Origin of the sequence: uncultured Hymenobacter sp., assembly GCF_964243305.1 — a bacterium.
Lineage (GTDB): Bacteria > Bacteroidota > Bacteroidia > Cytophagales > Hymenobacteraceae > Hymenobacter.
The window spans coordinates 1-26,065 of sequence record NZ_CAXTEF010000044.1 but is presented as its reverse complement, the minus strand read 5'-3'; the positions used below and the strand labels follow the sequence as shown (position 1 = coordinate 26,065).

General features: G+C 61.4%; 17 protein-coding genes and 2 pseudogenes. 8 read left to right on the top strand and 11 right to left on the bottom strand.

Translation table 11 applies throughout. The features are described from left to right. Positions 1-233 (top strand): annotated as a pseudogene (locus ACFE70_RS18035) (gfo/Idh/MocA family oxidoreductase); the annotation flags it as partial. 106 nt (positions 234-339) lie between these two features. On the opposite strand, the gene ACFE70_RS18030 reads toward ACFE70_RS18035, so the two are convergent. From ACFE70_RS18030 to ACFE70_RS18015, 4 genes are all read right to left on the bottom strand, one after another. Then, positions 340-3,267: a TolB family protein gene (locus ACFE70_RS18030; protein ID WP_375419176.1), complete on the bottom strand. Its 2,928-nt coding sequence runs from the start codon at positions 3,265-3,267 to the stop codon at positions 340-342. A 105-nt stretch (positions 3,268-3,372) separates the two neighbouring features. Next, the gene (locus ACFE70_RS18025; RefSeq protein WP_375419175.1) at positions 3,373-3,813 is read right to left on the bottom strand and encodes a type II toxin-antitoxin system VapC family toxin; all 441 of its coding nucleotides are present in this window, start codon (positions 3,811-3,813) and stop codon (positions 3,373-3,375) included. A gap of 5 nt (positions 3,814-3,818) precedes the next feature. Next, entirely contained in the window at positions 3,819-4,799 is a 981-nt protein-coding gene (locus tag ACFE70_RS18020) for a hypothetical protein (RefSeq protein WP_375419174.1), read from the bottom strand. 67 nt (positions 4,800-4,866) lie between these two features. Beyond that, entirely contained in the window at positions 4,867-5,142 is a 276-nt protein-coding gene (locus tag ACFE70_RS18015) for an AAA family ATPase (RefSeq protein WP_375419173.1), read from the bottom strand. A 167-nt stretch (positions 5,143-5,309) separates the two neighbouring features. On the opposite strand from ACFE70_RS18015, the gene ACFE70_RS18010 reads away from it, so the two are divergent. The 3 genes from ACFE70_RS18010 (at position 5,310) to ACFE70_RS18000 (ending at position 11,521) form a co-directional block, all read left to right on the top strand. Further along, positions 5,310-6,029, top strand: coding sequence for a head GIN domain-containing protein (locus ACFE70_RS18010; protein WP_375419172.1), 720 nt, complete (start codon positions 5,310-5,312; stop codon positions 6,027-6,029). A 378-nt stretch (positions 6,030-6,407) separates the two neighbouring features. After that, entirely contained in the window at positions 6,408-7,103 is a 696-nt protein-coding gene (gene msrA / locus ACFE70_RS18005) for a peptide-methionine (S)-S-oxide reductase MsrA (protein ID WP_375419171.1), read from the top strand. Between the two features lie 176 nt (positions 7,104-7,279). Next, positions 7,280-11,521: a PAS domain-containing protein gene (locus ACFE70_RS18000; protein WP_375419170.1), complete on the top strand. Its 4,242-nt coding sequence runs from the start codon at positions 7,280-7,282 to the stop codon at positions 11,519-11,521. An 85-nt stretch (positions 11,522-11,606) separates the two neighbouring features. Here ACFE70_RS18000 and ACFE70_RS17995 read toward each other — a convergent pair whose 3' ends face one another. Beyond that, positions 11,607-12,089, bottom strand: coding sequence for a ferritin-like domain-containing protein (locus ACFE70_RS17995; RefSeq protein WP_375419169.1), 483 nt, complete (start codon positions 12,087-12,089; stop codon positions 11,607-11,609). Between the two features lie 290 nt (positions 12,090-12,379). Continuing rightward, positions 12,380-13,369 (bottom strand): hypothetical protein, encoded by a 990-nt coding sequence (locus ACFE70_RS17990; protein ID WP_375419168.1) that lies wholly within the window; start codon positions 13,367-13,369, stop codon positions 12,380-12,382. Positions 13,370-13,645: 276 nt separating this feature from the next. On the opposite strand from ACFE70_RS17990, the gene ACFE70_RS17985 reads away from it, so the two are divergent. From ACFE70_RS17985 to ACFE70_RS17970, 4 genes and pseudogenes are all read left to right on the top strand, one after another. Beyond that, complete coding sequence (locus tag ACFE70_RS17985) at positions 13,646-14,851, top strand: methionine aminotransferase (protein ID WP_375419167.1); 1,206 nt, start codon at positions 13,646-13,648, stop codon at positions 14,849-14,851. A gap of 35 nt (positions 14,852-14,886) precedes the next feature. Beyond that, entirely contained in the window at positions 14,887-15,684 is a 798-nt protein-coding gene (locus tag ACFE70_RS17980) for an amidohydrolase (RefSeq protein ID WP_375419166.1), read from the top strand. A gap of 412 nt (positions 15,685-16,096) precedes the next feature. Further along, a pseudogene (locus ACFE70_RS17975) lies at positions 16,097-16,448 on the top strand (recombinase family protein); the annotation flags it as partial. A 174-nt stretch (positions 16,449-16,622) separates the two neighbouring features. Then, a complete protein-coding gene (locus ACFE70_RS17970) occupies positions 16,623-16,799 on the top strand; it encodes a recombinase family protein (protein ID WP_375419177.1) in 177 nt (58 codons plus the stop codon). A gap of 86 nt (positions 16,800-16,885) precedes the next feature. Here the strand turns inward: ACFE70_RS17970 and ACFE70_RS17965 are convergent, their stop codons facing one another. The 5 genes from ACFE70_RS17965 to ACFE70_RS17945 all read right to left on the bottom strand — a co-directional run bounded on the left by ACFE70_RS17965 (position 16,886) and on the right by ACFE70_RS17945 (position 25,745). Next, positions 16,886-17,929, bottom strand: coding sequence for a T9SS type A sorting domain-containing protein (locus tag ACFE70_RS17965; RefSeq protein ID WP_375419165.1), 1,044 nt, complete (start codon positions 17,927-17,929; stop codon positions 16,886-16,888). Positions 17,930-19,125: 1,196 nt separating this feature from the next. Continuing rightward, entirely contained in the window at positions 19,126-19,923 is a 798-nt protein-coding gene (locus ACFE70_RS17960) for an IS5 family transposase (RefSeq protein ID WP_375419164.1), read from the bottom strand. Positions 19,924-20,265: 342 nt separating this feature from the next. After that, on the bottom strand, positions 20,266-22,671 hold the full coding sequence (locus ACFE70_RS17955) for an RHS repeat-associated core domain-containing protein (protein ID WP_375419163.1): 2,406 nt from the start codon (positions 22,669-22,671) through the stop codon (positions 20,266-20,268). Positions 22,672-22,719: 48 nt separating this feature from the next. Continuing rightward, positions 22,720-24,855 (bottom strand): DUF6443 domain-containing protein, encoded by a 2,136-nt coding sequence (locus ACFE70_RS17950; RefSeq protein WP_375419162.1) that lies wholly within the window; start codon positions 24,853-24,855, stop codon positions 22,720-22,722. 290 nt (positions 24,856-25,145) lie between these two features. Further along, positions 25,146-25,745: a PKD domain-containing protein gene (locus ACFE70_RS17945; protein WP_375419161.1), complete on the bottom strand. Its 600-nt coding sequence runs from the start codon at positions 25,743-25,745 to the stop codon at positions 25,146-25,148. Positions 25,746-26,065: the final 320 nt, after the last annotated feature.

Below are 26,065 nucleotides of genomic sequence, written 5' to 3'. Positions count from 1 at the left end.
ACGCCAGCCACTTGCGCGTCCGGCGCCGCGAAAGCGAGCCGGCCCAGGACCTGACTGCGCCCGCCCCGCCCGCGCCCTACCACGACCCGTTCGCGTACCTGACGGCCGTCGTGCGGGGTCAGGCTAAGGAAGATGTGCTTTCCGCGCTTAATACCAACTTGGTGGTGGTCGAGATTTTGGAGGCCGCCCGCGAGTCGGCCAAGCAAGGCCGGACGGTGCAGCTGAAGAAGTGAGGCGCCGGAAGCCGCCACTTTTCCCAGCGCCTGCTTCGCCTATCGGCAAGGGGGGTAGGGATGCCGCCGATTGATTCCCTACCCCCCTTGGGGTTGCTTGCCGTGCTTAAATCCGAATGTCGAACGCCAGCGCCTCAACCGTCCACTGCTGCCGGTAGGTATCATACACCACGCGCACGCCAGCCTCGATGGGCGTGCGCAGGCGCAGCACGTTGAACAGCGCCAGCGCATCTACTCCCACATTGCGGTAGTTCAGCCGGTAGCGGTCCTCACCAATCGCGCTTTCGCCCCGCGCCGCATCGCCGAAGAGCGTGGCCCGCAGGCGCTGCACGTAGAGCACCCGGCCCAGCGCGAGGTGAGGGTAAGCCAGCGGCAGGCTGTAGTCGAGGCTGGCCGTGCGCAGCTTATCGAAGCTGACGTAGCGCTCGCCCCGCGGAAACGACACCGCGGCCCCGAACTGGTACTGCGCCTGGTCCTGCCACTGGTAGCCGAGCCGCAAGCGTAGGGCGTGGTGGCGGCCCAGGCCGGGGGCAAACACGCTGCCCTGCACGCCCACCTGCCGGGCTTGCAGCCGCGTGCCGAAGGGCGTGGTGCGCCAGGTGGCCAGCAGCGTGCCGCCGCCGCGCGGAGCCACGTCGCGGGCGCTGAGCCGGAGCTGGCTCACGTAGCTGAGCGAGGTTTGCAGCGCGTGCAGCGGCTGGTTGGCACCGACCTCGGAGCGGCGGCGCAGGGGCAGGTCATAGTCGTAAACGCGCTCCTGCAAGTAGTACGTGCTCAGCGACAGCGCCTGCAAATACTTCGAGCGGGTGAGCGTGAGCGGCAAGCGCAAGCCGGCGCTGAGGCGGCTGTAGCGCCACTGGTCGCGGGCGAGGCTATCGAGGGGCCGGCGGCGGTCAAGCGCAATCGTGACGTCGCGCCCGCCATACTGCGCCGTGGCATCGAGCACCACGGGCAGGGCCTGGTAGCTGAGCGCGGCCAGGCCGGCCAGGGTGCGCTCGTTTGCGTCGTAGCTCAGGCCGGCGAAGCCCTGGGTCGTGTTCAGATAATCCTGCGAGCGCAGCCCCAGCGCCACGGCGTTGCCCGCCGGACTCTGCACTACGCCGTAGCTGAACACATTAAAGGCGTGGGCCAGCGGCCGGTAGCGGCCCGTGGCGAAAGCCGCATTCCCTACCCCCTCTGCTTGGGCCGAGTCGGGCCGGGCCAGCAGGCGCGGCAGCCGGCGGCCGGCCGGCTCCTGGGCGGCCAGGATTTCGGCGTAGATAGCCTGCTGGCTGGGGTTGGCGGCCGAAGGGGGGGTAGGGATGGGCGTCCAGGTGGCCGGGTCCAGGGGCATCTCGACCACGCGGGCGCCGGTGGCCCGCACCTCATGGAAGGCCAGGGTGCGCCCACCGGGCGCGACGGCCGCATGATAGGCGCCGAAGGGCCGCGAAGTAACCTGAAACGTCTGGCCCGAGACCAGCGCCACGGCGTAGATGTTATCTACCCCCGACTGCGGCGAATTATACAGCACGTAGTCGCCCCAGGGCTGGGGATTGCTCAGATTTATATTGGCCACGGGCAGCAGGTTGCGGGTCTGGCCGGTTTCGGGGTCCAGCACTTGCAGGGTTTTGCCGGCCGCGCTCAGAGCCACGGCCACCACGCGGCGGCCATCGGGCAGAAAGCGCGGCTGCTGGTAGAAGTCGTTCCGGGGGTTGGGCAGGGTTTGCCGCTCGGCGCCGGTGTCGGCATCGAGCAAAACCAGCCGGTGCTGGTAGGCCGCATCGGTGCGCACGGCCACCAGCCGCCGGCCGCCGGGCGAGAGGCTGGCCGCCGCAAACCGGCCGCCCCGCCCCAGGCGCCGCACCCGGCCCGAAGCTACGTCCAGCACTTTCAGCTCCGAATACACCCGCTGCCCGTAGCGCGGATTGGAGCGAAACTCCGGCCACACGGCCCGGCCGGCGGCCACGCTCAGTTGTTCGGGCAGGTTGAGCTGGCCGGGCGCGAACACACGCTTTTCGCGCCCCAACGGGTCTGAGCCCTGGCGGCCCAGTAGCACGAATTGCGGGATATTATCAAGGCCGGTTTTCAGGGCCAAAACTGTGTTTTCAGTGACGTACTGCGGGTATTGATATTGGGTAAAAACCGGCGTCGCTGCCTGCCCGCTCAGCTCCGTGGCGGGGGTAGGTGCGGGCTGCGTGGCCTGCTGCGTCCGCCAGGTCGAGTCCACTTCCTGCATCGTGCGGGCATAAAGCTGCTCCACGGTCAGGCCCGTGGTCTGGCGGATGCCGCGCGAAAATGAGAAGGGGTAGAAGGGAAATTTATAGTAGCGGTCCAGCGCCTTTGCCCACACGCCGGGCCCGTAGTGCGCCTTCAGGTATGAGGTCATAAAATAGCCCAGCACGTACCAGTCGGGCACGTTGTCGCGCAGCGAGCCATTCACCGCTTTCTGATACGAATACAGCCGCCCGCTGAGCAGGTTGGCCCGCAAGCCCACATTAAAAGCCGGGATGCGCCCGCGCCCGCTGCGCGTGAGGGCAGTTTCGGTGCCCACGGCGTCGCCCTCGAAAAACCACTGCGGCACGCCCACGGCCGCCACGCCCAGCCCACCGTCGCCGAGCAGCGGCCCCAGCACCCGCCCGATGCCCGTGCGCGCCTTCTCGAACTGCCCCACGTGGCGGTACTCGTGCACGGCCAGCCCATCGAGCCAGTCGACCGTGCCCAGGCCCTGCCCCTGCTCCGGCGTGGTGAAAAACTCGGCGTGCCGGGGCAGAAACGTGACGAAGCCATTCGAGACCGTGGTCTGGTTCTGCAACACCACGCTGATGGGCCGCGGACTGACGCCGAGCGTGGCCGCGCCCGGCTCGTGCAGCGCCTCCAGGCGGGCGGCCGTGCGCCACGCCGCCGTATCGAGCCCCGCCGGAAATATCACCTGAAAGTGGGGCGTGCGCACCTGCTGCCAGTTCAGGCCGGGCGGGTTCTGGGGCAGCACGGGCAGGCTTTGGGCCAGGGCGGGGGGTAGGGATAGCAGGAGCGCGGCCAGGGTTGCGAGACGCATAGGGGGTAGGGAATGGCGTTAAAACTAAGGCCAAAAACCCTTTCCGCCTATTCTACGAGGCTAAGCAATGTCTTTGATTTAATTAGGAATAATATGTGAGCAAATCTACTGCTTTAGGTAGGTGAGCGGGAAGAAATGAGTTGCTAAATGGTCAAAGTCTCCGTCAGTGGTCGCGAGGGCCGCACCATACAGATTCGCAGTAGCAGCAATCCATAAATCATTTTTGCCCATGTTGCGAGCCGTCGTGCTACGTAACGGATTCGGGCTTTTTCGGCCAAACTCATCTATGCGCGCATAGGAATCAAATAGTGGCTCCGAATCTACTCTCACCTGTAGATAGCTGTCGAGCAACTCATTCATTTTCTCCAACTTAGCAGGTCCCCAACTATTACAGCGGGCTAATACATACATTTCGGCCCGCGTCACGACATTGATAACATAATCGTATTGCTGAGGCGGATAAGCAGCTTCAAATAGTTGAATTACGGGCTGATGACCGCGCACATAAGCCAGCACGATGTTGGTATCCAGAATGACGTATGGCATTTCAATTAGGCGTGGTCGCGCAGTTGCTCAAGCAGGTCCTCATATGACGCCTGAATATTCATTTCCCGCGCTAACTGACGCATTCTAGCAACATCATTGCCCTTATAATTTTGCTCTTTGCGAAGCTGGTCAAGACTAGGCGCCGTACTTAGTGAGCGGGGCAACTGCTGAAAAAATGTAAGCTGCTGTGGGGTAGCTTCGGCGATGGACTTGGCCTCAATAGCTGTTATCTGACCAGCAGCGTTGAAGTTAGCCTGACCTTGCACCAACACATTTTGGCCGAAAAACTGACCAAGGCCGTGCAACAGTGGAGTTGGCACGTGGATTCGGATTTTGCGGTTTCCTACAACCACACGCGCATCGGCCGCAGAAAACTGCATAGCCTCAAGCTGCCCACTTATTTGAACTCGTTCAGGAGCAGGAATCTGAACGCCAGAAGTTTTCAACTCTCGCAACACCCGGCGATTAATAACTACTCGGCTGCTGGGCTGCTCATTGTGAATTAACAAGCTAGCTTCGTCATCGTCAGCAGGAAATAAGTCAGCCAGATTCTGCATCTGACGTAAGACCCCCCGGTCCACTAGTCCGCCGCTATTAGGAGAAACAATCTGACCAGTAGCTTGCTGAATGGCTTGGATAGTGAGTCCCAAAGCTGATTCGCGAGCTACATCGCCAGTGCCAAGTGGCTCCTTAAAGAACTCCTGATAAGCTCCGCCTACTAACACATTACCTAGTTGAGGAGCTTCCAGCGACAACCCTGTCTTACCATCACGCTCCAAAGCTGTGCAGCTTATATCTGCGGCTGAGCGTACCCATTCCGGCTGCTTGCCGGGCCGGTCACTACGGCCCTCAAAATTGAGACGTACTACGCTCACAGCCAGATTCAAAAGCCGCTCGCTAAGCGGCCCCATTAGGCGTAAAGGCAACTTGCCTGGTGTCGTCGGAAAATTCTGAAGTATTACGTGGTATTCGTTGGGACGCATCATGACACGGAGACTAGAATATTAAAACCGTGAAACACACTGCGACTGATTTATACTCCCTGCACTCGCACTACTTGTATTGCTGAGAGTTGCGGCCGGCGAAGGTACAACAACTGCTCATGTTAAAGCACATCCAGATTCTAGCAAAACGATTCCGCTTCTCCCACGCTTGCACCGTATTCCCTCGTGCTGCCTCGGCCAAAAAGTCTAACGCATTCAGCACCGTGGATTCGCCGCTGCCGTTGGGGCCGATGAGGACGGTCAGAGGCGCGAGGTCGCGGAACTCCACGTCGCGCAGATACGTCAGGCGGGGCACGGCCGGGGGGGCCTGGGCGCGGGTGGGCATGGGTAGGGCGGGTTTTTTACAAAGTAAGGCAGTTTGGCGGGGTAGGCAGGGGTAGGGGCAACCGCCGGGAATATATTTTCATCGGCCCGTAACGTCGGCCCCGGCCGGCCGGTAACCGCCGCCAAACCAGCTCCTTTTCCTTTCTCAATTCCCTACCCCCCTCTCGCATGGCAACCTCCCTCCTCGCCCGCCTGCTGACCACCACCGCCGTGGCCGGCCTCACTTTTGGCGCCGCCCAGGCCCAGCAGAAGCAAGACCGCCCACTAACGAGCGACTTCCAAATGGTTGAGTCCAGCGGCGGCATCGATGTGTACCTGACCCAGGGGCCGACGGCGGCCGTGACGGTGGAGAGCACCGCCGACGCGCTGCCCCGCGTGGTGACGGAAGTGAAGAACGGCACGCTCGCTGTGCACTGGGAAGAAGGCTTTCAGCCCTGGAAGGTGGCCAACCGGCCCTACCGCGCCCGGGTTTACGTCACGGCCCCGCGTCTGACGGGCGTGAGCGTGAGCGGCGGCGCCGACGTTCACGGCCAGACGACCATCCAGGCCGACGACTTCCGCATCCAGACTAGCGGCGGCGGCGACGTGTTCCTGACCCTGCAAGCCAAAACCCTGCGCGCCGAAGCTTCCGGCGGCTCCGACCTGAACTTATCAGGCAAAGTGGAGCGCCAGGAAGTCAGCGTGAGCGGCGGCTCTGACTACCACGGCTTCGGCCTGCAAAGCGCCACGGCCAGCATCCAGGCCAGCGGCGGCTCCGACGCCGACGCCTGGGTCGAGGGCGAGCTGGAGGCCAGCGCCTCCGGCGGCTCGGATTTGCGCTACAAGGGCAAAGGGCGCGTGACGAGCGTCCATTCGGGCGGCAGCAGCGGCGTGCGGCACGTGGAATAAGTAAGTTACCAGGAATGGGGGTAAGAAATAAGAGCTAAAGAGTCGGTCATCCTGAGCTTGCGAAGGACCTTATCACGTAAGGACGATAATCGTAATAACGACTCGTTCCCGCGTGAGAAAATCCTTCGCAGGCTCAGGATGACCGATTTTCCCCGCCCGGCGCAGCAGCCGGGCAGGTTGCCGGCAGCAGGCCGAAGCGGGCCGGTGCCGGGCCCGGATTGAGCAGCAGCTGCGCAAGCTAAGGCGGCCCGTTTTTCGTAACTGGCAACTCCGCCGCGGCGCCGCTTGTTGGGGTTGTAAGGAAGACGGTCAGGGGCCGTCTAACCAGCTACTCCGCCCTCCGCGGCGCCTTTTCCTCTTTGCAATCCATCATTTCCTATGAATACGTCCCTTAAAATGCTGGCCGGCCTGAGTGTGCTGGCCGTCACGTTTGGCTGCGGCCAGCAACAGTCGGCTCAGGCCCAGGCCACCAAAAGCGCTACCCCCACCCGCTCGACGGCCGGCTTCGCCCCGGCCAACCTGACGGGCCTGGCCCAGGCCACGTTTGCCGGCGGCTGCTTCTGGGCCCAGGAAGAGGCTTTTGAGCAGCTGCGCGGCGTCCGGCAGGTGGTGAGCGGCTACGCCGGCGGCACCGTGGCCAACCCTACCTACGAGCAGGTGGCCGGCCAGGAAACCGGCCACGCCGAGGCCGTCCAGATTTACTACGACCCCAAGCTCATCAGCTACCAGCAGCTGGCCGACGTGTTTTTCACTGCCTCCCACGACCCCACCCAACTCAACCGCCAGGGCCCCGACACCGGCCCGGAGTACCGCTCGGCCGCGTTCTACCGCACGCCGCAGGAAAAGCAGCTGCTCGAGGCCACCATGCAGCGCGTTAATAAGTCGAAAGCCTACGGCGCCCCAATTGTGACGCAGCTCGCACCGCTGACCAAGTTCTGGCCCGCCGAGGACTACCACCAGGGCTACTACCGCCTGCACCCCGAAAACCCCTACCTCGCCCACGTGTCGGCCGCCAAAGTAGCGCACGTGCGTCAGACCTTTCCGCAGCTGCTCAAGGAAGGCCAGCAGTTGTAAGCTCGTCACAATGTGGATTATGAGGCAGCCGCTGGCAGCCGACAATTATTAATTCATACTTTCAGATTTTTTAATTAATAAAAGCCCTTGCACCCCCGGCGAGGGCTTTTTTACGTTCCTATCTTTGGCTGCTTTAGTAGCCGTCCGGCTGCTGGGCCAGCAACTTGTCCCTTCTCATGGCTGACCTTGATTCTGAGCGGCTGCTCCGCACCCTCGACCAGTTGCCCCTACCCCTGCTGGTGCTGCACGCGCCGGCGGGCCCGTTGGTGGTGGCCTGCGTGTCGGTCCGGGGGCGGGCATTCTTCGGAGAAGGCCTGCTGGCGGGCCAACCGCTGGCCGCGGTCTGGCCGGAGCTGCCGGCCGCCACGGCGGCGGTGCTGCGCGAGGTGTGGACCACGGGCCGGCCGGCCCAACTCACCGTGGCCGGGCCGGCCGGTGCCAGCGGCCCGGCGCGCTCGTTTCGGGCAGAGCCCACCCGCAACCTGTACGGCGCCGTGGAAAGCCTGCTGCTGCTGGGCCTGGAAACGGCTCCGGCCGACACCCCGACGCCGCCGGCCCCTACCCCCCCCGCCGACGCCCAAGCCGCGGCGTCCTCGCTAGACTCCTCGCTAGACTCCTCGCTAGACCGCTGGCCCCTTATCAGCTACGTGGCCTCGGCCGATGGGCGCCGCACCGAGTACCTGAGCCCCCAGTGGTTTGCCTACACCGGGCAGGACGCAGCCCCGGCCGAGCTGGGCACGGCCTGGACCAGCGCCGTGCATCCCGACGACCTGGCCGGGCTGGCCTTCACGTTTGGGCCGGCCCGCGACGCCCGCCAGCCCTGGACCGGCGAGCTGCGCCTGCGCCGCCACGATGGCGAGTACCGCTGGCACCTGAGCCAGTCGGCCCCGGAGTTGGACGCCGACGGGCGGGTGCAGTGCTGGCGCGGCGTCAGCCTCGACGTGCACGAGCAGCACCTGGCCGGCGAGCGGCTGCGCCGGCGCGAGTCGCAGGCGCGGCGGCTGCTGGGTACCATTCCGCAGTTGGTCTGGACTGCCGACGCCCACGGCGGCATGACGTGGGTGAGCGAGCAGTGGGTGCACTACACCGGGCTGCCGCTGGCTCAGAGCGCGGGCAGCGGCTGGCTGAGCGCCGTGCACTCCGACGACCGGCGGGCCGCCTCCGACTACTGGACGGCCACCGTGGTGAGCGGCACCGATGCCGAGGTGCAGTTTCGGCTGCGCGAGAGCGCCAGCGGGCGCTACCGCTGGTTTGTGACCCGCGCCCAGGCCCAGCACGACGAGCTGGGCCACCCCACCGGCTGGTTTGGCACGGCCACCGATGTGCACGAGCTGCACGAGGCCCGCGAGCAGCTTCAGGCCAACGACCAGCTGCTCAGCCAGATTCTGGGCCAGGCGCCGGCGTTCATTACCACGCTGACCGGCCCGGAGCATCGCTACTCCTACACCAATCCGGCCTACGATGAGCTGGTCAGCCACCGCGCCCAGCCGGGGCGCCCGGTGGCCGAGTGCTTTCCCGAAGTAATCGAGCAGGGCTTTATCGACTTGCTCGACCGCGTATATCACACCGGCGAGATTATCACCAACCTTGCCACTCCGACTCAGCTGCTGGATGCGGCCGGCAACCGGCGCGAACACTACGTGGACTTCACGTATCAGGCGCTGCGCGACAGCCAGGGACAGATAAACGGCATTCTGAATTTTGGCATCGACGTAACCCAGCAGGTGCGGGCCCGCGAGCAGGCGGCGGCGCTGCAGGCTCAGGTGCAGGCCGCCGACATTCAGCGGCGGCGCCTCACCGAATCCCTACCCCTCATCACCTTCACTACCGACGCCGAAGGGGCCACGACCTACATGAGCCCGCAGTGGTACGCCTACACCGGGCGGCCGGCGGGCAGGCCCTGGGCCGAGGTGGACGTGGACTGGCCGCAGGTGCTGCACGCCGACGACCAGGCCGCCTCGGCCGCCGAGATTGAGGCCAGCATCCGCGAGGGCAAGCTCGGGCGCATTGAGTTGCGCCTGCGCGGGGCCGATGGCCGCTACCGCTGGTTTCTGACCGAGGCCGTGCCGGAGCTGGACGCTGAGGGCCGGCTGCGCCAGCGCTACGGCTACATGCTCGACATCGACGAGCTGCGCCAGGCCCGCGAGCAGCGCCAGGCCAACGACCAGCTGCTGAGCCAGATTCTGGGTCAGGCGCCGGCCATCATTGCCACCGTGGCCGGGCCCGAGCACCGCTTCTCGTTCCGCAACGCTGGCTACGACGAGCTGACCGGCCACCGCGTCCGGCTGGGCCGGCCGGTGGCCGAGTGCCTGCCCGAGGTCGTCGAGCAGGGCTTTATTGACTTACTCGATAAGGTGTACCGCACCGGCGAGGCCTACGTGAGCCACGAAGCCCTGATTGAGTTGCGCAGCCCCACCGGCGAGCTGTCCCGGCGCCACCTCAACTTCACGTATCAGCCGCTGCGCGACAAGCAGGGCCGCACGACCGGCATTCTGGTTTTTGTGGTCGATGTCAGCCGACAGGTGCAGGACCGCCAGCAGGCCGAAACCCTGCAAGCTGCCCTGCACCGGCAGGACAGGCGCCTGCGCATTATGACGGAGGCCCTGCCCCAGATTACCTACATCACGACCCCGGCCGGCGTGGAGTACGTCAGCCCGCAGTGGTACGCCTACACCGGGCTGGCGGCGGATGCCGACGTCAACGCGGCCTGGACCTCCATCGTGCACCCCGACGACCTGCGGCGGGTGCAGCAGGAGCTGGACCGCAACGCCCGGCGCACCGAGGCCTGGCGCTACGAGCTGCGCCTGCGCCGCCACGACGGCGCCTACCGCTGGCACCTGAGCCAGGGCGTGCCCGAGCCCCCAAACAATCCTGGCGGGCCGCTCACCCGCTGGTACGGCTCCGACACCGACATCCACGAGCTGCGCGAATTGCAGGAGGAGCTGCGCCGCGGCCAGGCCCGCTACCGCGCCCTCACCGACAAGATTCCGCAGCAGGTGTGGACGGCCAGCCGCGAGGGCCTGCTCGACTATTTTAATGAGCGCGCCGCCGCTTACCTGGGCCGCGACATGCGCCAGATTAACCTGGCCAACTGGTTTGAGGTAGTGCACCCCGACGACCGCGCCCGCACCACCGTCCGCTGGCTCGACGCGGTGCAGCGCGCCCAGCCCTACGATACTGAGTTTCGGCTGCGGCGCCACGACGGCCGCTACCGCTGGCACCGCAGCGAGGCCGCGCCCGAAACCGACGAAACCGGCCAGGTGCGCCGCTGGTACGGCACCAACACCGACATTCAGGACCAGCGCGAGCTGGAGCAGACGCTGCGCCGCAGCGAGGAGCAGTTTCGGTTTCTGGCCGAGAGCGTACCCCAGATTGTGTGGACCAGCACCGGCGTGGGCGGCAACGACTACGTTAATCAGCGCTGGTTTGACTACACTGGCCTCGATCCGGCCCAGACCGATGGCCGGGCCAACTGGTCGGCCGTGATTCATCCCGACGACCTGGCCCCGACCAACGCGCGCTGGACGCACTGCGTGGCCACGGGCGAGTTTTTCGAAGTTGAGTACCGCTTTCGTCAGCACGACGGCCTGTACCGCTGGTTTCTGGGTCAGGGCCGTGCCCAGCGCCGCCCCGATGGCGCCATCCTCAAGTGGTTTGGCACCTGCACCGACATCGAGGACCAGAAGCAGGCCCGTCAGCAGCTCGAAGCCCAGAACGAGCAGCTGCGCCAGACCAACCACGACCTCGACCAGTTCGTGTACACCGCCTCGCACGATTTGCGCCAGCCCATCAACAACATGGCCGGCATCTTCGAGGAGCTGACCCGCACGGCCTACTTCCGCGACCCCGACGCGGTGCTGCTGATTGACATGTTCGAGAAGGCCTTGCGCCAGATTGACGACACGATTGAAGACCTGACGGCCATCGTGCAGGTGCAGCGCCGCCAGCAGCCGGTGCCTACTCAACTCGTGGACCTGGAACCACTGGCTCAAGAAGTTATCGGCAGCCTGCAACCCCAGATAACAAGCCTGGAAGCCCGCATCGAGCTGGATTTCGAGGGCTGCCCGGCGCTGCCCTTCGTGCGCGCCCAGCTCCAGAGCGTCTTGTTCAACCTGCTCAGCAACGCCCTCAAGTACGCCATGCCCGGCCGCCCGCCCCTGGTGCGGCTGGGTGCCCGCCGCGACCCCACCGATCAGCACCCCATCCTGACGGTGCAGGACAATGGCCTGGGCATCGATATGGCCCGTCACGGCGGGCAGCTGTTTCAGCTCTTCAGCCGCTTCCACCCCCAGGTTGAGGGCTCCGGCATGGGCTTGTACTTAGTAAACCGCGTGGTGGAAAGCCACGGCGGGCGCATCGAAGTCAGCAGCCACGTGGGCGAGGGCACCACGTTCACGATTCACTTGCCGGCCGTCTGAGTGCGCGGAGGGGGGTAGGGAATAGCGCGCAAAAACCCCCGGCGACATCAGTTACCGGGGGTTTTTATGCGTTCAGACAAACCAATCACTCAGTTCGCCCCATAATTTGCTCGGCAATTTCCGTGTGCTGGTCGTCGGCTTGCTTGGCCTCGTCGAGGCAGGCCTGCATCTCCTGCTCGGTCTGGCTCAGACCGGCCTGCCCGGCGTAGGTGCGCAGCGTGCCGAAGGAAGCAATCCAGTAGTGCAGCGCGAGCTGGCCGGCGGCAATGATGCCAAGGTCGCGCGAGACGTCGTCGGGCGCCTGCTGCCGAATTTTTTTGCTCACTTCGACATGAGCTTCCAGGATGGGGTTTTGCGCTTCGCCCCCGCCGCCAGCCTCCTGGATGGCCCGCTCGATGCGCTGGGTCCACTGCTGCGAGGTCTGGCTGCCTTGTTCCAACGCCTGTTTGAGCTGGGGGTTGCGCACGTCGTTTTGAATCTCAGCCGTGGCGCCAGCCGCAATTTGGCCGCCGGCCTTGAGGGCGGCAAGGCCCTGCTGAATGAGGGGTTTGAGCTGTTCGGTTGCCATCGTTTTTTATGGAAAATTTGGTAAATGAATAGGTGTACTAACTAGTACGGAATAGAGAATAGCAGGGACACCAGCGGCGGCTTTTTTTACGTGATTTACAGAAATCTAGCTTCCTAATATTCCCAATCTGAACAGTAGCGCGGTTAAGCTCAGGCAAAGCCTAACCTCTACTATTACGCCAGCAAGACGCTTATAAACTGTATTATGCTAAGTTCGCTCCGCAGGTAGCTGCCTCAGCTGCCAGGTGCCGCCGCCTGATTGGGCGCAAGACGGCAATTCTCTGAAAAAACTCAGGCTACGGGCTTGTTCACCCCCGGCCGGTACCAGTGCTGGGTGCCGTCTTCACTGAGCAGGTTGCCGCCCATGCGCTCGCCCAGCTCGTGGGTCAGGATGGTGAGGCCGGGGCTCCAGCTTACTTCCAGGTCCGGCTCGTTCAGGGCCTCAAACTTGGCCCACCAACGCGCAGGCGGGTGGCAGTCGGGGCGGTAGACGTTGGCCGTTTCAGCCACCACGACTTGCTGGTTCGGGAAAAGCTGGCGGGCGGCGGCCAACATGCCGGGGATGTCGTTTTCGAAGTAGATGTTCAGGCCCACGATGTCGAGCAAGCCGGCGTGGCCCTGCCGCCAGGTGGGGCAGCCGTTTTGGTCGGCCACCGCGTCGGGCCGACCCAGGGTGGTGGCAAAGGGCCGGGCCTGGTCGGGGTAGGGCATGTCGCCCCAGCCCCAGGGCTCGCTCATGGCAGTCAGGCAGCCGGGGTCGCCGGCCTTGAGGCCCTGCGCGATGGCGATGGTGATGGCGATGGTCTGGCGGTACACGGCCCACCAGTCGCGCCCGCCGAAGGGCCACTGCCGGCTCTGCGGCGCCGCAATCCAGTCGGTCCAGATGCCCAGCTCCACGCCCAGATTGTAGGAGCGAAAGGCGCCCTGGTAGCGGCGGGCCACCCGGTAGGCCAGCTCGTGCATTGCCTCGGCGGCGCCGGCACCCCAGAACATGTCCTCGGTTACCCACTCCGGCAGGCCGTAGTGGTTCAGGGTCAGTTCAATCTGGCCCTCGCTCACGGCCCGCAGCCGGTCGAGCCAGCGGTAGTCGGGGCGGCGGTGGGCTTCGTCCCAAAGCACGGTGTCGCGGAAGCGGGTTAGGCCCATCTGCCGGGCGCGGCGGTAGTTGAACTCCATCTGCTCGACGTGGCCCGTGGCGCGGGTGTTGGAGAAGCTGAGCCAGCGGCCATCGTCGCCGTAGCCGCGCACCACGCTGCCGTCGAAGCACATTCCGTAAATCATAGGGGGTAGCGGTTGAAGAGCCAGGGCCGGCGGAGTCCGCGCTGGCAGTGGAAGTAGAAATTTGGGCCCTGCTGCTGAGTTCCGGCCTTTAACGAATGTTGAGCTAACGCTGTCATACCGACTGAATGTTAGGGCTTCGCTCCGACCGCGCCCACGAACAGGTCAGCATGGTGTCCGTCGCTACCTAATTGTTGCTGTTTTTGAATACGCCAAACGCCAAACCCCGCTTTCCGCCTTAAACTTGCCGCCCGCCGCCCACTTCCCTACCCCCCTGCCATGCACCTAAGCTCCAAGCTGCCCGATGTCGGGGTCAGCATCTTCTCCAAAATGACGCTGCTGGCCCAGCAGACCGGCGCCCTGAACCTGGCCCAGGGCTTCCCCGACTACGACCCACCGCTGGAGCTGCAAGAGGCCCTGGCCCGCCACGCCCGCCTCGCTGGCCATCAGCAGTACGCGCCCATGCCGGGGCTGCCGCGGCTGCGGGCGGCCATCGCGGCGCAGGTCGGGCGCTTGCAGCCTGACGCACTCGCGCCCGACCCGGAAAACGAAATCACCATCACGGCCGGCGCCACCGAGGCGCTATACGCGGTGCTCGCGGCCGTGGTGCGGCCCGGCGACGAGGTGCTGGTGCTGGAGCCGGCCTACGACCTCTACGGGCCCGCCATCCGGCTGCAAGGTGGTGTGCCGCGCTACCTGCGCCTGCCGGCCCCGCACTTCCGGCCCGACTGGGACGCGGTGCGGGCGGCTATCACGCCGCGCACCCGGATGGTGATGGTCAATACGCCCCACAACCCCAGCGGCGCCGTTTTCGGGGCCAACGACTGGCAGGCGCTGGCCGACATCCTGGCCGGTACGGAGGTGTTTTTGCTTTCTGATGAGGTGTATGAGCACCTCGTGTTCGACGGGCAGCCGCACCGCAGCGCCCGCCAGCACCCGCAGCTGCGCGAGCGGGCGTTCGTGCTCTCGTCGTTCGGCAAAACCTACCACGCCACGGGCTGGAAAGTGGGCTACTGCGTGGCGCCGCCCGCCTTCACCACCGAGGTGCGGCGGGTGCATCAGTTCCTGACGTTCAGCGTGAGCACGCCCACCCAGCACGCACTGGCCGACGTGCTCGCAGCCGACCCCACCGATGCCCACGCCCGCGGGCTGGCCGCGTTTTACCAAGCCAAGCGCGACCTGTTCCGGGCGCTGCTAAGCGAAGCCGGCTGGGTGCTGATGCCCACTCCGGGCGGCTACTTCCAGCTGGCTTCCTACCCCCCTGCCGCCGGCCAGCCCGACCGGGCCTTTGCCGAGCGCCTGGCCCGGGAGGCGGGCGTGGCGGTGGTGCCGCTCTCCGCTTTCTACCACGATGGCTATGACGCCGGGCTGGTCCGGTTTTGCTTTGCCAAAGAGGAAACGACCTTGCGCGAGGCGGCGAAGCGGCTAGGGGCAATGCGCCAGGCCGCGCCAAAAGGCGGTCATGCAGCGCGCAGCGCTGCATGACCGCCTTGCAGTCCCACTCCCTACCCCCCTATCCTATGGAAACACTGACCGTCACTTTTCTGCAAGCCGAGCTGCACTGGCACGATGCGGCCGCCAACCGCGCGCACCTGAGCCAGCGCCTAAGCGACCTGGCCGCGCCGTCCGACCTGATTGTGCTGCCCGAAATGTTCAGCACCGGCTTCAGCATGGACGCCCCGGCCCTGGCCGAGCCCATGAGCGGCCCCACCGTGGCCTGGCTGCAAGCCCAGGCCGCCGCCCACAACGCCGTGGTGACGGGCAGCGTGATTATCGCGGAAGAAGGCCGCTACTACAACCGCCTGCTCTGGGCGCGCCCCGACGGCCGCCTGAGCTACTACGACAAGCGCCACCTCTTCACGCTGGCCGGCGAGCAGCACGTGTACGCGGCCGGCCGGCAGCGCCTGGTGGAGGAGTGGCGCGGCTGGCGCATCTGCCCGCTGGTGTGCTACGACCTGCGCTTCCCGGTCTGGAGCCGCAATGCGGCCCAGGCGCCCTACGACCTGCTGCTCTACGTGGCCAACTGGCCCGCCGTGCGCCGCCACGCCTGGTCGGCCCTGCTGCGGGCCCGCGCCATCGAGAACGTGGCCTACACGCTGGGCGTCAACCGCGTGGGCACCGACGGCCTGGGCCACACCTACGCCGGCGACTCGGCCCTGCTCGACATGCAGGGCCACTACCTGGTGCAGGTCGGCGACCTCGAAACTACCATGACCCGCACCCTGGCCCGCGCCCCGCTCACGGAGTTTCGGGCACAGTTTCCGGTGCTGAATGATGGGGACGAGTTCGAGCTGCTGAATCTAGAGGAAGCGCCCTGACTAAGCAGCGGTTTCAATGTGGTGTAGCGACGACTCCTGGCGTCTCGGCGTACGCGCCATTGAACGATGGGGCGGCATAAGTTGCTAACAATTCCCTACCTCCCTCACTGGCGCCCACGCCGAGACGCCAGGAGGCGTCTCCACCCCTGGCTAATTAACCCAACCAGCTGTATGAGTGGCCTTGGTTAAAAGTTTGGTACAAATGTTAATCGGCTAATCGGCTACCCGCTCGCCAGAGATTATTAGGTTGCCCATCACTGCTACCACCAAGTGGGGAATCTGAAGAGGACAAGTGGGCAGTTAGCCGCCAGCTTTTTCAACCGCGTTTGTTGATGTTTCATGTTAAGGACGACCGTCCTTAACATGAAACCCCGTAGCTTCGGCCTGACTTTTCCCGATTCAAATAGCTTTGATGGACTATATTCTCTACCTGCGCGCTTCGACTCAGCGCCAGGGGCAAAGCGGCCTGGGCCTCGAAGGCCAGCGTCTGATTGCGCACCGCTTCCTGCAACCCGGCGACCGCATCCTCTCCGAATACATCGAGGTGGAGAGCGGACGCAAAACCAACCGGCCGGAGATGGCCAAAGCCATCGTCAGACACGCGCACAGCGGGGGCGATACTGCTTGTGGCTGAGATGTCACGCTTGGCCCGTAGCGTCTACTTCACTTCCAAGCTCATGGAAGAGCGGGTACGCTTCAAAGCCTGTGACATTCCTAATGCCGACGAGTTTACGATTAACATCCTGGCAGCCGTCGCGCAGAAGGGTGCGAAGGATATTTCGGATTCAACCAAGCGCGGCCTCTCGGCCAAGAAAGCCAGAGGGTTCACGCCCGGTAATCCCGAAAACTTTACGGCCGCCTCGCGGGCGCTGGGCCGGGCGGCCGTGCTGCGCAACGCGCAGGAGGCCGTGCCCAATAAGCAGGCCCGGCGCTTAGCTATGCCCCTGCGGCGGGACGGCCTGACGTTCGCCGCCATTGCTGAAGAGCTAAATGCCCACGGTTACCGTACCCGGCGCGGCTACTGGTTTCGGAAGGCTACTGTGCTTCGTTTGCTGCGACTGGAAATACCGCCTGCTAGTCTCCAGGAAAGCGAAATTGCTGAGGATGCCAATTAAAAAGGTCCGCAAGAATTATAGTATATGTTTGTTTTAAACCTTCAAACAGACTAAACTGAGCAAAAACTACTGGCCAAATTTCATGATTATTCCAATGTAATCCGCGTACTGCTCGTACCTGCTTCGCCCGTCAAGCGCAACACATACAGGCCACGCGCGAGGTCGGCTACGGGAATAGAAGTTAGACTTTGACGCATATCCTGCTGCCGTACCGTGCGCCCCAACTGGTCCATCAGAGTAGCTGTAAATGACCCGTGCAGAGTAGTAGGCACTCGCACCAGCACTTGATGGGTAGCCGGATTTGGGAATACCTCTACGCCGGCCAGCCGCGCCGCACGAGTGGCCGTGGGCTGCGCTAGGGATTTATTTAAATAAACACGAACTGTATTGTCGCCTTCACAGCCCACCACAATATCAGTTACATAATCGCCGTCCATATCGGCTAATTGGATGATGGTTGGATTAAGGCCGGTCGAAAAGGTCAGGGGCGTACCATAGCGGGTTGTGCCCCCAGCCTGTGTATGCTGGAACACCTGAAGCTTGTTGTCAGCGGTGAGGGCGAGCAGTTCGGGGTAGCCGTCACCGTTCAAATCCTGGAGCATCACCTGACGGGGAGCGCCCGAAAGACGGTAGGTGAAGGGAGAGCCGAAACGGAAGCTGCCCAGGTTTAGAAAAACGGTCAGTTCATTGCTGCCGGCATGAGCAACGGCCAGGTCGGGCTGATTATCGCCATTCAAATCACCTGTCGCTACCTTAACTGGCCGGCTGCCCCCGCTGGCAAACTGCGTCACGTTTCCTCCTGTATTAAACCACTGAGGACCATTGCGGAGGGCATCGGCGCCTGAAATAACCACAATCTCATTGGCCGTGGTGTTAGCCGTGACCACGTCCATGTTGCCGTCACGATCGAAATCCTCTAACGTCAGATTCGTCGGCGTAAAGGGCGCCTCATAGTAACTGCTCTGACCGAATAGTTCCCGGCCGCCGTTGCCCGCGTCCCACTTGATACGGCCCTGATTCGGGTTGTCGTAAGTGTAAGCAAAATCAATAAAACCGTCCCGGTTTAAATAGGCTGCCGTCAGTTGGGGGTTAACACTGAGTTGCCCGGTGCCGAAGAGGCGCGAAGTCAACTCGGTAAAAGAGCCTTGCGCGTCGCCGTTGTTGCGCAGAAAGGTCCATTTGTAGCTAGGGCCACTTATTGCCACCAAGTCGTTAAATGGACGACCATTCACCTCATTTAGTCGGACGGCTACCAACCCGCTGGGGGAACTGCCGGCCGGGTAGGTAGCGGCAGGCGCGGGAAAAGTGCCCGCAGTAGTTTATATATATATTCCTATGACACCTAGTCCTCGCTCACATACAGCTATATCCTGGCGGCCATCCTGGTTAAAGTCAGCTAGAGCTAATGCACTAGGAATAGCTCCAATAGGTAGAGTAATTTTATTGCCAAATTGAAGAATGACAGGAGAGCTTAGCTGAGCTTGAACGGGAATAACTATCCCGTAAGTGAAACCTAGTAGGCAGAATAGGCTTAATGAATCTTTCATACAAGAAATTAATATAAGATATTGTATTTTTAAGCATATCGTGTTTGTTCTCAAACACAGATGGCTACTAAGAGTTTGAGTTTCTAATGAGCACCGAAAAATACATAAATATTACGATATAAATAAAAACATATATAATCGTTAAGTAAGTATGTTTCTTACTTCTATAAGAGTTGAATTCAGTTAGTATATCATTATAATTATTTATTTTAAATAATTTAATATAGTTAAATAATAGTATAAATGAAAACACAGATACATAAAATAAAGCGGAGTCTAACTTGAAGCTTGGTAAAATAGTGCTCCTTAGCACTAAATAAAGCGAAATGACATTCATAAACATTAAGAATGATAGATTGAGTATAGCAGTCGTTTCTTGAGTGTCCTTAACTCTGACCCACATTACGAACCTCAATATTTGGTAGAACAGTGCCGAATGCAATGTATTCAGTGATTTTTTCATTCGCCTTTAGGTCTTCCGTCCCACAATATATCCTCTATCTCGTCTCCATACGATGCTTCAATCACATCATAAGCAATGCCGACTGCTGGACAAAAAGAGCCAGCTACGCCCATAACTATATTAGCTGTTGCTCGATAGCCGCTAATGTCACCATTCATATATTGCGCATATGATACAACCGCCCCCACGATCAGGAGCCCTTTACTCAAGTTCTTTATGGTCCCTGCATAACGTTCCAGCTTTGATAATGCCTTGGCCTTGTTAATATATTGATTGCCACGAAAGGTGGGTGTATATACCTTGCCCCTAGAGCCTGTTATGCACTTAGGACGTGTCTGGCCAGCATGAGGCAAGCAAAGACAACAAAATGCAGTTGTTGGAGCGTCGCACTGAGACGTTCGTAGTCGCGTCCGAGTCGGCGAAAACGGCTGAGCCAGGCAAAGCTGCGCTCCACGACCCAACGACGCGGAAGAAAAATAAAGCCTGTCTGGCCTTCGGGCTTCTTAACCACTTGCAAGTCAATGTCGTGCACAGCTGCCGCGTACTCGGCTTCTTCTCCCGTGTACCCTTGGTCAACAAAGCCCACCTGGACGGTTTGCCCTGTCACTTCCTGTACCTGCCGGCACAACTCGCCTACCTGTGCCCGCTCCTGCTCGTTGGCCGGCGTAATCACCACGCTCAGCAAGTGCCCCAGCGTATCGACGGCGATATGGGCCTTGCTGCCCTTGCGCTTTTTGGCCCCATCGTAGCCCGCCCGGTGCCCACTCTCCGGTGTACTCTGCAAGGTGCGCCCGTCCAGCACGACGGCCGTGGGCGTGGCCGGGCGGCCCAGCAGTACGCGCTGCAACCCGTTTAAATCGTGCACGATGGCCTCAAACACACGCGCATCTCGCCAGCGGCTCCACTGCTGGTACACGGCCTGCCAGGGCGGCAAATCATGGGGCAGATAGCGCCAGGGACAGCCGGTGTGGGCCAAGTAGCGCAAGGCGTTGAACAGCGCCCGTAAGGGGTAGTGCCGCTGGGGCGCTTCTTCACGTATCAAAGCTAAATAGGGGGCGGCAAACGCCCACTCTTCGTCTGGTACATCACTGGGGTAGGTACGAACAACTGCCATACCCCAAATTTCGCCACAAGTGCATAACAGCCTCTAGCAATCCACTTACCTGATTTGACAAATTTATTTAAAAAATGTTCCTCAGTATCCAAGGCCGCTCCTAATGTAGCAACACCCAAATCTGCCCCATTTAGAGCGCCGCTATAAGGATTATAATTTGGTAACGGTTGTAAAGGTGGAGATGAGGAGAGAACCGGAGACATAGCCACAAAAGTGGCTGTTAGCTGTACTGAACCAGGATGGTTCATTTGTCCTACTCTACCTGGGTCAGCACTGCCAACCGAGGACGAGGAAAATGAATAGTATCCTATTTCACCGCCCCGATTGTAAATATCGGATGTTTTACTGATATCGCCCCCCCCCGCCATCCCCACTAGTGTAGTGACCCTCAGCTGCGCCGCCAGCAAAGAAATCATTTATCAAGTCGGCCCAGGAGTTATAGGCCGTCAACGCGCCCGTAGGGTCATTAGCAGCAATTGGATTGCCCAGCGCAAACTGGTACGGGCTCCAGTCCACATATTCGTCAGCCAACGGATCCACGCCGTTGAAGCGGCCGATAGTAGGATCATATGTGCGGTAAAAAGTGCTGTACACGCCGTTGTCGGCCCCCAGCAATTCGTCCTGCAACTCGGAGCCGTCGTTAAACTGCTGTTTGCTAATTTTGGCAGCTGGCTGCGTGTTCACTGCTACCCCGCTCATGGCCATACCCAGGGGGTAGTAATGATTTTCTTGGGAGACCAGGGCCCGGTCTTGGGGGTGCGTGATGGTGAGCGAGTCGAAGTACACCGGCCGGCTGCCATAGTTCACTTCCTGAATGCGGAGCGTGCCTGTGCGCGCCTCGTCGCTGGTCAGGTCTATGTCAGCGCTGGTCAGTACCAGGTCGAGTTGACGCCACTGGCTGTCGCTGTAAACCGGAACCACTTTATTACCAGACCGTACGAAAGTTCCCTTCGAGTCGGTCAGTGCCCAAGTCAGGTAAGCATTGTAGTCACCAAGTGGTCCAGGACCACCGGCTAAAATGGCAGCTGTGGCCTTGGCCCGTGGTTTGGCAACTAAGGTACTCAGCAGGCCAGTCACGCTCACCTGAATGCCTGGCGTGTAGCGCGGCCGGCCCGGCTCCTCGCGACCTTTCTCGGTAATAGGCAGGATGTTAGGAGTCAGCGCCGCCGTAACCGTAGGCACTGCCTGAAGCATGGTCGTGGGAGGTGCCACCAAGTAAGTCTGCACGCCATTAGGGGTCTTGCAATACACCCGCACCTTCAGCCGGTCGCCATTCGCTACGGGGATGGAAACGGCTGGTCCGGCTTTGGCGCTGGTAACGGATGCTACATAAGAGCCGCGGTAGGCGCTTGTTTCTTGGCTGCGCGTGGCCGTGACGTTTTCAAACCTGGGGTAGGGACCTTCTTCCTGGCTAGGGTCTTCCGACGAAAGACGCAAATCTTCAGTGCTGGCCTGGGCCCGGAAAGCCACCCGCAGATTGCCCAGGTGGTCGCGCAGGTGGTATTCATACGTGAGCTTGGTATCGGTGGCCGCCGTAACCAGGGCTCGGCCCTCCGGGCTAGGCACGGAGCGCAGGCCCGAAAACCCGGGCGATACTTCGTACACGAAGCCGTCCACGTAATACTCCGTCTGGGTGCCAGTGGCGCTCACGGTTTCCCGTTTCAGCACTGTGCCCCCGGCATCGTAAGTATAGCTGATGGAGCCGGTACCCATTGCCTGCCGCTCTACTTTATTAAGCGTGTTGTAAACATACGTAGCGGCCTTATTCGCGTCCCGCGTGACGCTGCCATTGGGGTCGTAATTGTACTCGACATTCTCAAAGCGTTCCTTGAAGCCCCGAGTTTGGTCACCACCGCTATCGTCAATCCAGTTGGGCTGGTTGCCCGTGCCGTAGTAGCCGAAATAAAGCTGGTCTAAGACCACGGGCGTAGCAGTGGAATTGTCCTGAGTGTAGCGCTGCAAGCCGTTAATGTTGCCGTTGGCATCGTAACTCATGGTCTCGTTGTAGGCCCCTGCCTCCAGCGTAAAATTCTCCCACGGCCGGTTGCGAGCGGAATAGCGGGCCTCCGTTAGCCAGCCCAGCCCGTCGTAAGTGAAGCGGTAGCTGCGCTCCCGCTCCGGCTGGTTGGTCTGCTTCTCGTTGTGAGTCGCCCAGCTTACGGCTGAGATGCCGCCATCATAGCGGGGCACGTTGCCGGTCGAATTGCTTGACTCCCGAGTCAACTCTAGGCCGAACAGATCGTTGTCGTAATTGTTAGTCAAAATATTGCTGTTGTTAATGCGCGTCAGTTGCCCGTGCAGATTGTAGGCAAAGTCTTCATACTGCAAGAACTTGGCGCCCCCATCGCGGCTGTGCAGCCTCTTTTGCGTCAGCTCCCCCAAGCTCTCGTAGCGGTTGCTGTTCAGCAGCACCTCCGGCTCCCACTGCCCTTTGAACTGGTGCTGCTGCCAGGTTTGCAGCAGCCGCCCGGCGGCATCGTAGGCAAAGCGGTTGCGCACCACTACAGGGTAAGCGGCCCCGGTCTGCTGCGTCTTGACCGAGCGTAGCACCTGCGGCACGAAGCCCTGCGCCCGGTACACCAGGGTGGTCACGTCGGCCAGGCTGGCGCCCGTCTGCTGAAGGTTGTTGCCTTGCTTCTGAATCAGGTTGCCGTACTCATCGTAGAAGAGGACGCTGGTCAGCCACATGCCGTACTGGCCACCGGGCTGCACTACGCGGCGGCGCGTTACTGTTCTCAGGCCCCGCACCTGGGTAGTCGCTACGGGCTGCGGGTCAGCGCCTAGCGCCTGTGGACTCTACGCATAGTCCGGCTGTCCGTCGGCATTTAAGTCGTAATCGTCATAAAACGTCACTGACAGCACGGTGCCGGTGCTGCCATCCTGCACCGACGGGAAAGTACTGGTCGTCGTGTACCCGCCGTTAAGACGACTTTCAAATTCTGCGCTCAAGGAGGTGCCATCCGCCTGGGCTTGCAGGTCGGCCCGGCCGATGGTTTGACTGTAGAGGCCCTCGACCACCGGTCGGTTCTGGGCGTCAAATTTGGTAAAGAGCCACTTATTAGCCGCCCGGTGGTTGCCATCCTGCACCAGGATGGCTCGGTCAAATTTGTCGTAAACCAGAAACACTGGGTCGGCCCCTGGAAATTGCCGCTCAATGAGGCGGCCGCGATTATCGTAGGTGTACTGGTAAAGCCACTGTTTCTTAAAAGTAGGATTAGTAGTGGAAAGGGCCTCAATGTCCCATTGATTGGCGTAACCCAGCGCCTCCACGGCGGCCGGGGGAATGACGAGCTGCAAGTAACCGGCGTCGGCGTACACGTTATAGGTATCAAACGTCTTGCGGCTGGTGCCGGTGCCCGTCACCTTGCGCTGGAGCACCACGCGGTTTAGCTGGTCCTTGAATATTTCCGTGCGCCGGTTATCGGGGTCTAATTGTACTTGCTTGATTAGCTGCCCTTCCCCGTACCACTGATTCCCATTGTAGCCTTTCCACTGGCGTACCTCCTGGGCCCCGTTGGCCTGGTAGCTGATGTTGCTGGTATGACCTGCCCAAGGCCGGCCGGGTTGGGCCTGGTCTACTGGTCGCCCCAGCGGGGAGCTTTCAGTTGTCGTAAGGGAGTAGGGGAGCCCCCCCTTGGAACTATAGTAAGCGTCGAGCTTCGTGAGTGGGTCCGCCTCGTATAGCCCGGCCGGCTTGACCAGCGTGGTCACGGGGAAGGGCATCAAGCTTTGAAACGTGGTGGCCGTCCCGGTGAACCCGAAGGGCTGCACGATGTCCTGCTGGTCCGGGCCAGCCTGCACCGCGACCTGCTGCATAGGTTGGGCAAAGCCGTTGGCGTAGGTAACGGTTTGCATTCGCTCCGTCGGAGCCAGTTCCTTTACTCGCGCTGGGTCCGTCACGTTCGGCTTTAGTACTTTGACGTCGATGGAATACGTCAGGAGCTGCCCATTCGTCGTCTGCCCGGCAAGGGGGTCCACCACCTCGACCGGCTCCGACTCGTAGTCTGACCCGGTGCCTGGTACGCGGACCGTGTACTTGCCCGCTTGCGTCGCCCGGAGCTGCGAGCCGGCCTCGCCGGCCAGCGGACTGCCATTAAGCAGCCACGTGAAGGGTCCCGAACTTACCGGATTCGTCTCAGCCTGGAGCGTAACGGAAGGGCTGCCCGCACCGTAGGCCAGGCGCACGGGCGCGGTTGGAACAGCGCCGGCTACTACTACTCTAACCCGCTTTATCACGACGGAGACCACAAACCGGCCGGTTGGGTCAACACAGGTAGCCCGCTCGATATAGTAGCTACGGCTTTGGGATAGAAACGGGGTAGTGAAGGTTGCGCCCGCATTTGGAATAGGAGTAGCACTGGTAGCACTAGTAGCTGTCTCGTACCAGGCGTAGGCATAAACCGGGTTAGGGTTCGTGACGGCGAGCGGCAGGCTACCAGGCCCGAAACGCGACGTGTTCTGAATTGTAAGTCGTTCTTCCGGAGAGGGGGCAACCTTGATAGTGAATGTACTGGTGGCCAGGCAAGGGCTGGTGCCGGGTTTGTAAACAACCGTGTAAACATTACTGGGGTCCGTCGGAATAACCCGAATGGTCCCGCGCCCATCCGTTGAAGTTATCACAGTCCCGTTGGTAGTGCGGTTAATACCGTTGCCCGTCCAGGACCAGTTGCTGGAGCCCGATGGGGGAGTTAGGTCCAGATACCCGCCAGCACAAATGACGGCGCTCGTGGAAGTCTTCTGGGCAGCGGAACCGGCAATGGTGATGGGCTGGTAAGTAGGCGGCGCTACGACGGTGACTGTCTTGGAGGCGTAGGAGTCAGCAGAGCAGAAGGCCGAGGCTTCGACCGTGTAAGTACCAGGAACCGACCAGGAGATGGCAGCCGTGGAGCTGTTGGTCGTCTGAGTTTGGGAAATGGTCGCGCCGTCAGCCATCCAGTACCAACCACTGCATCCCGAGCCAACGGATGTAAAGGACGCCGGTGCATTCACGCAAACCTGGGTAGGCCCGGACAGCGTTATCTGCCCTTCTCCAGGCAGTAAATTATACACAGGTGTGACCGCCGGCTTTTGCCGGCTTTGGCCATATACGCGGGTACTCAACACGCACCCTAATAGCACGAGGGGTAGCCAGGACAGAGCAAATCGCCGCAAGTAGAGAGAAGGCATCACGGGACGAAAAAGTGGTTGACCGCAAAGGGTGAGTACTGAGGCCGAAATGAACTCTACTTGGGGGTGCAGGGATATTGGATATCCTTGGAGCTGGAATAGTGCTCAATGCTGAACACCTCCGATACCCCCACCTGCCCGCCGCCAGTGACCGTGCATCGGTACTGCCCAACCCCATAGATAAAGGTGACGACATACGAGGAGGAGGTAGCCCCCGAAATGGTCTCCCAGGTGGTGTAGCCACCCATCGGCTGAGCTTTCTCCCAGACGTAGGTATAGGTGCCTGGCAGGTTGGTCAGCACGGAAAACGCGGTACTATTCGTAGGAGCAGAAGGGTTGCAACTCGTGCTGACGCTTGGACTCTCCACCTTACAGTCATCGACTGCCACCACGCCAGCTGTACAGGAAGTGAGCACCAAGGGCTTCTTGGTGATGAGTACGTCCTGAGTTCCACTAAATTCCTGCATTTGCGCCGGAATACGAATCAGCAATCGGACCTGGTAAGTGCGGTCCTGGGCTCCCGTGTTAAAGCGGTGCGTGGTGCTGTAGGAGGTGGAGTAGCTGGTTTTGGTACCGTCGCCAAAGTCCCAGCTGTACTCCAGGTCGGGCCGCCCACTGGTATTGGCTGAGAGGAGCAGTTCATCCCCATCGTGCATCGAGCCTTCTACCTTGAAGGAGGCAAACGTGGCGGAAGATGGCGTTTGCTCCCCAACGGCTTGTCCCGCGACGAATTTTCGAAATTGCCGGACAATAGCTCTATTATGGTCCCGCACGGTAGCCAGCTCACCAGCAAGATTGTAATCGTAGTAAGTGGTCCGGCCCCGACCGTCCGTTTCGGAAGTCTTGCCTAGTGTTACATCATAGGTAGTGCTAACTGTTGTCGCGCTGCTGGGCAGCAAGGTTACGTCGTCGAGTAGTACCGTGAGGTGGTCTAGGTTAGGCGCACAGAAGCAGGACGTATATTTCCTGAGTCATG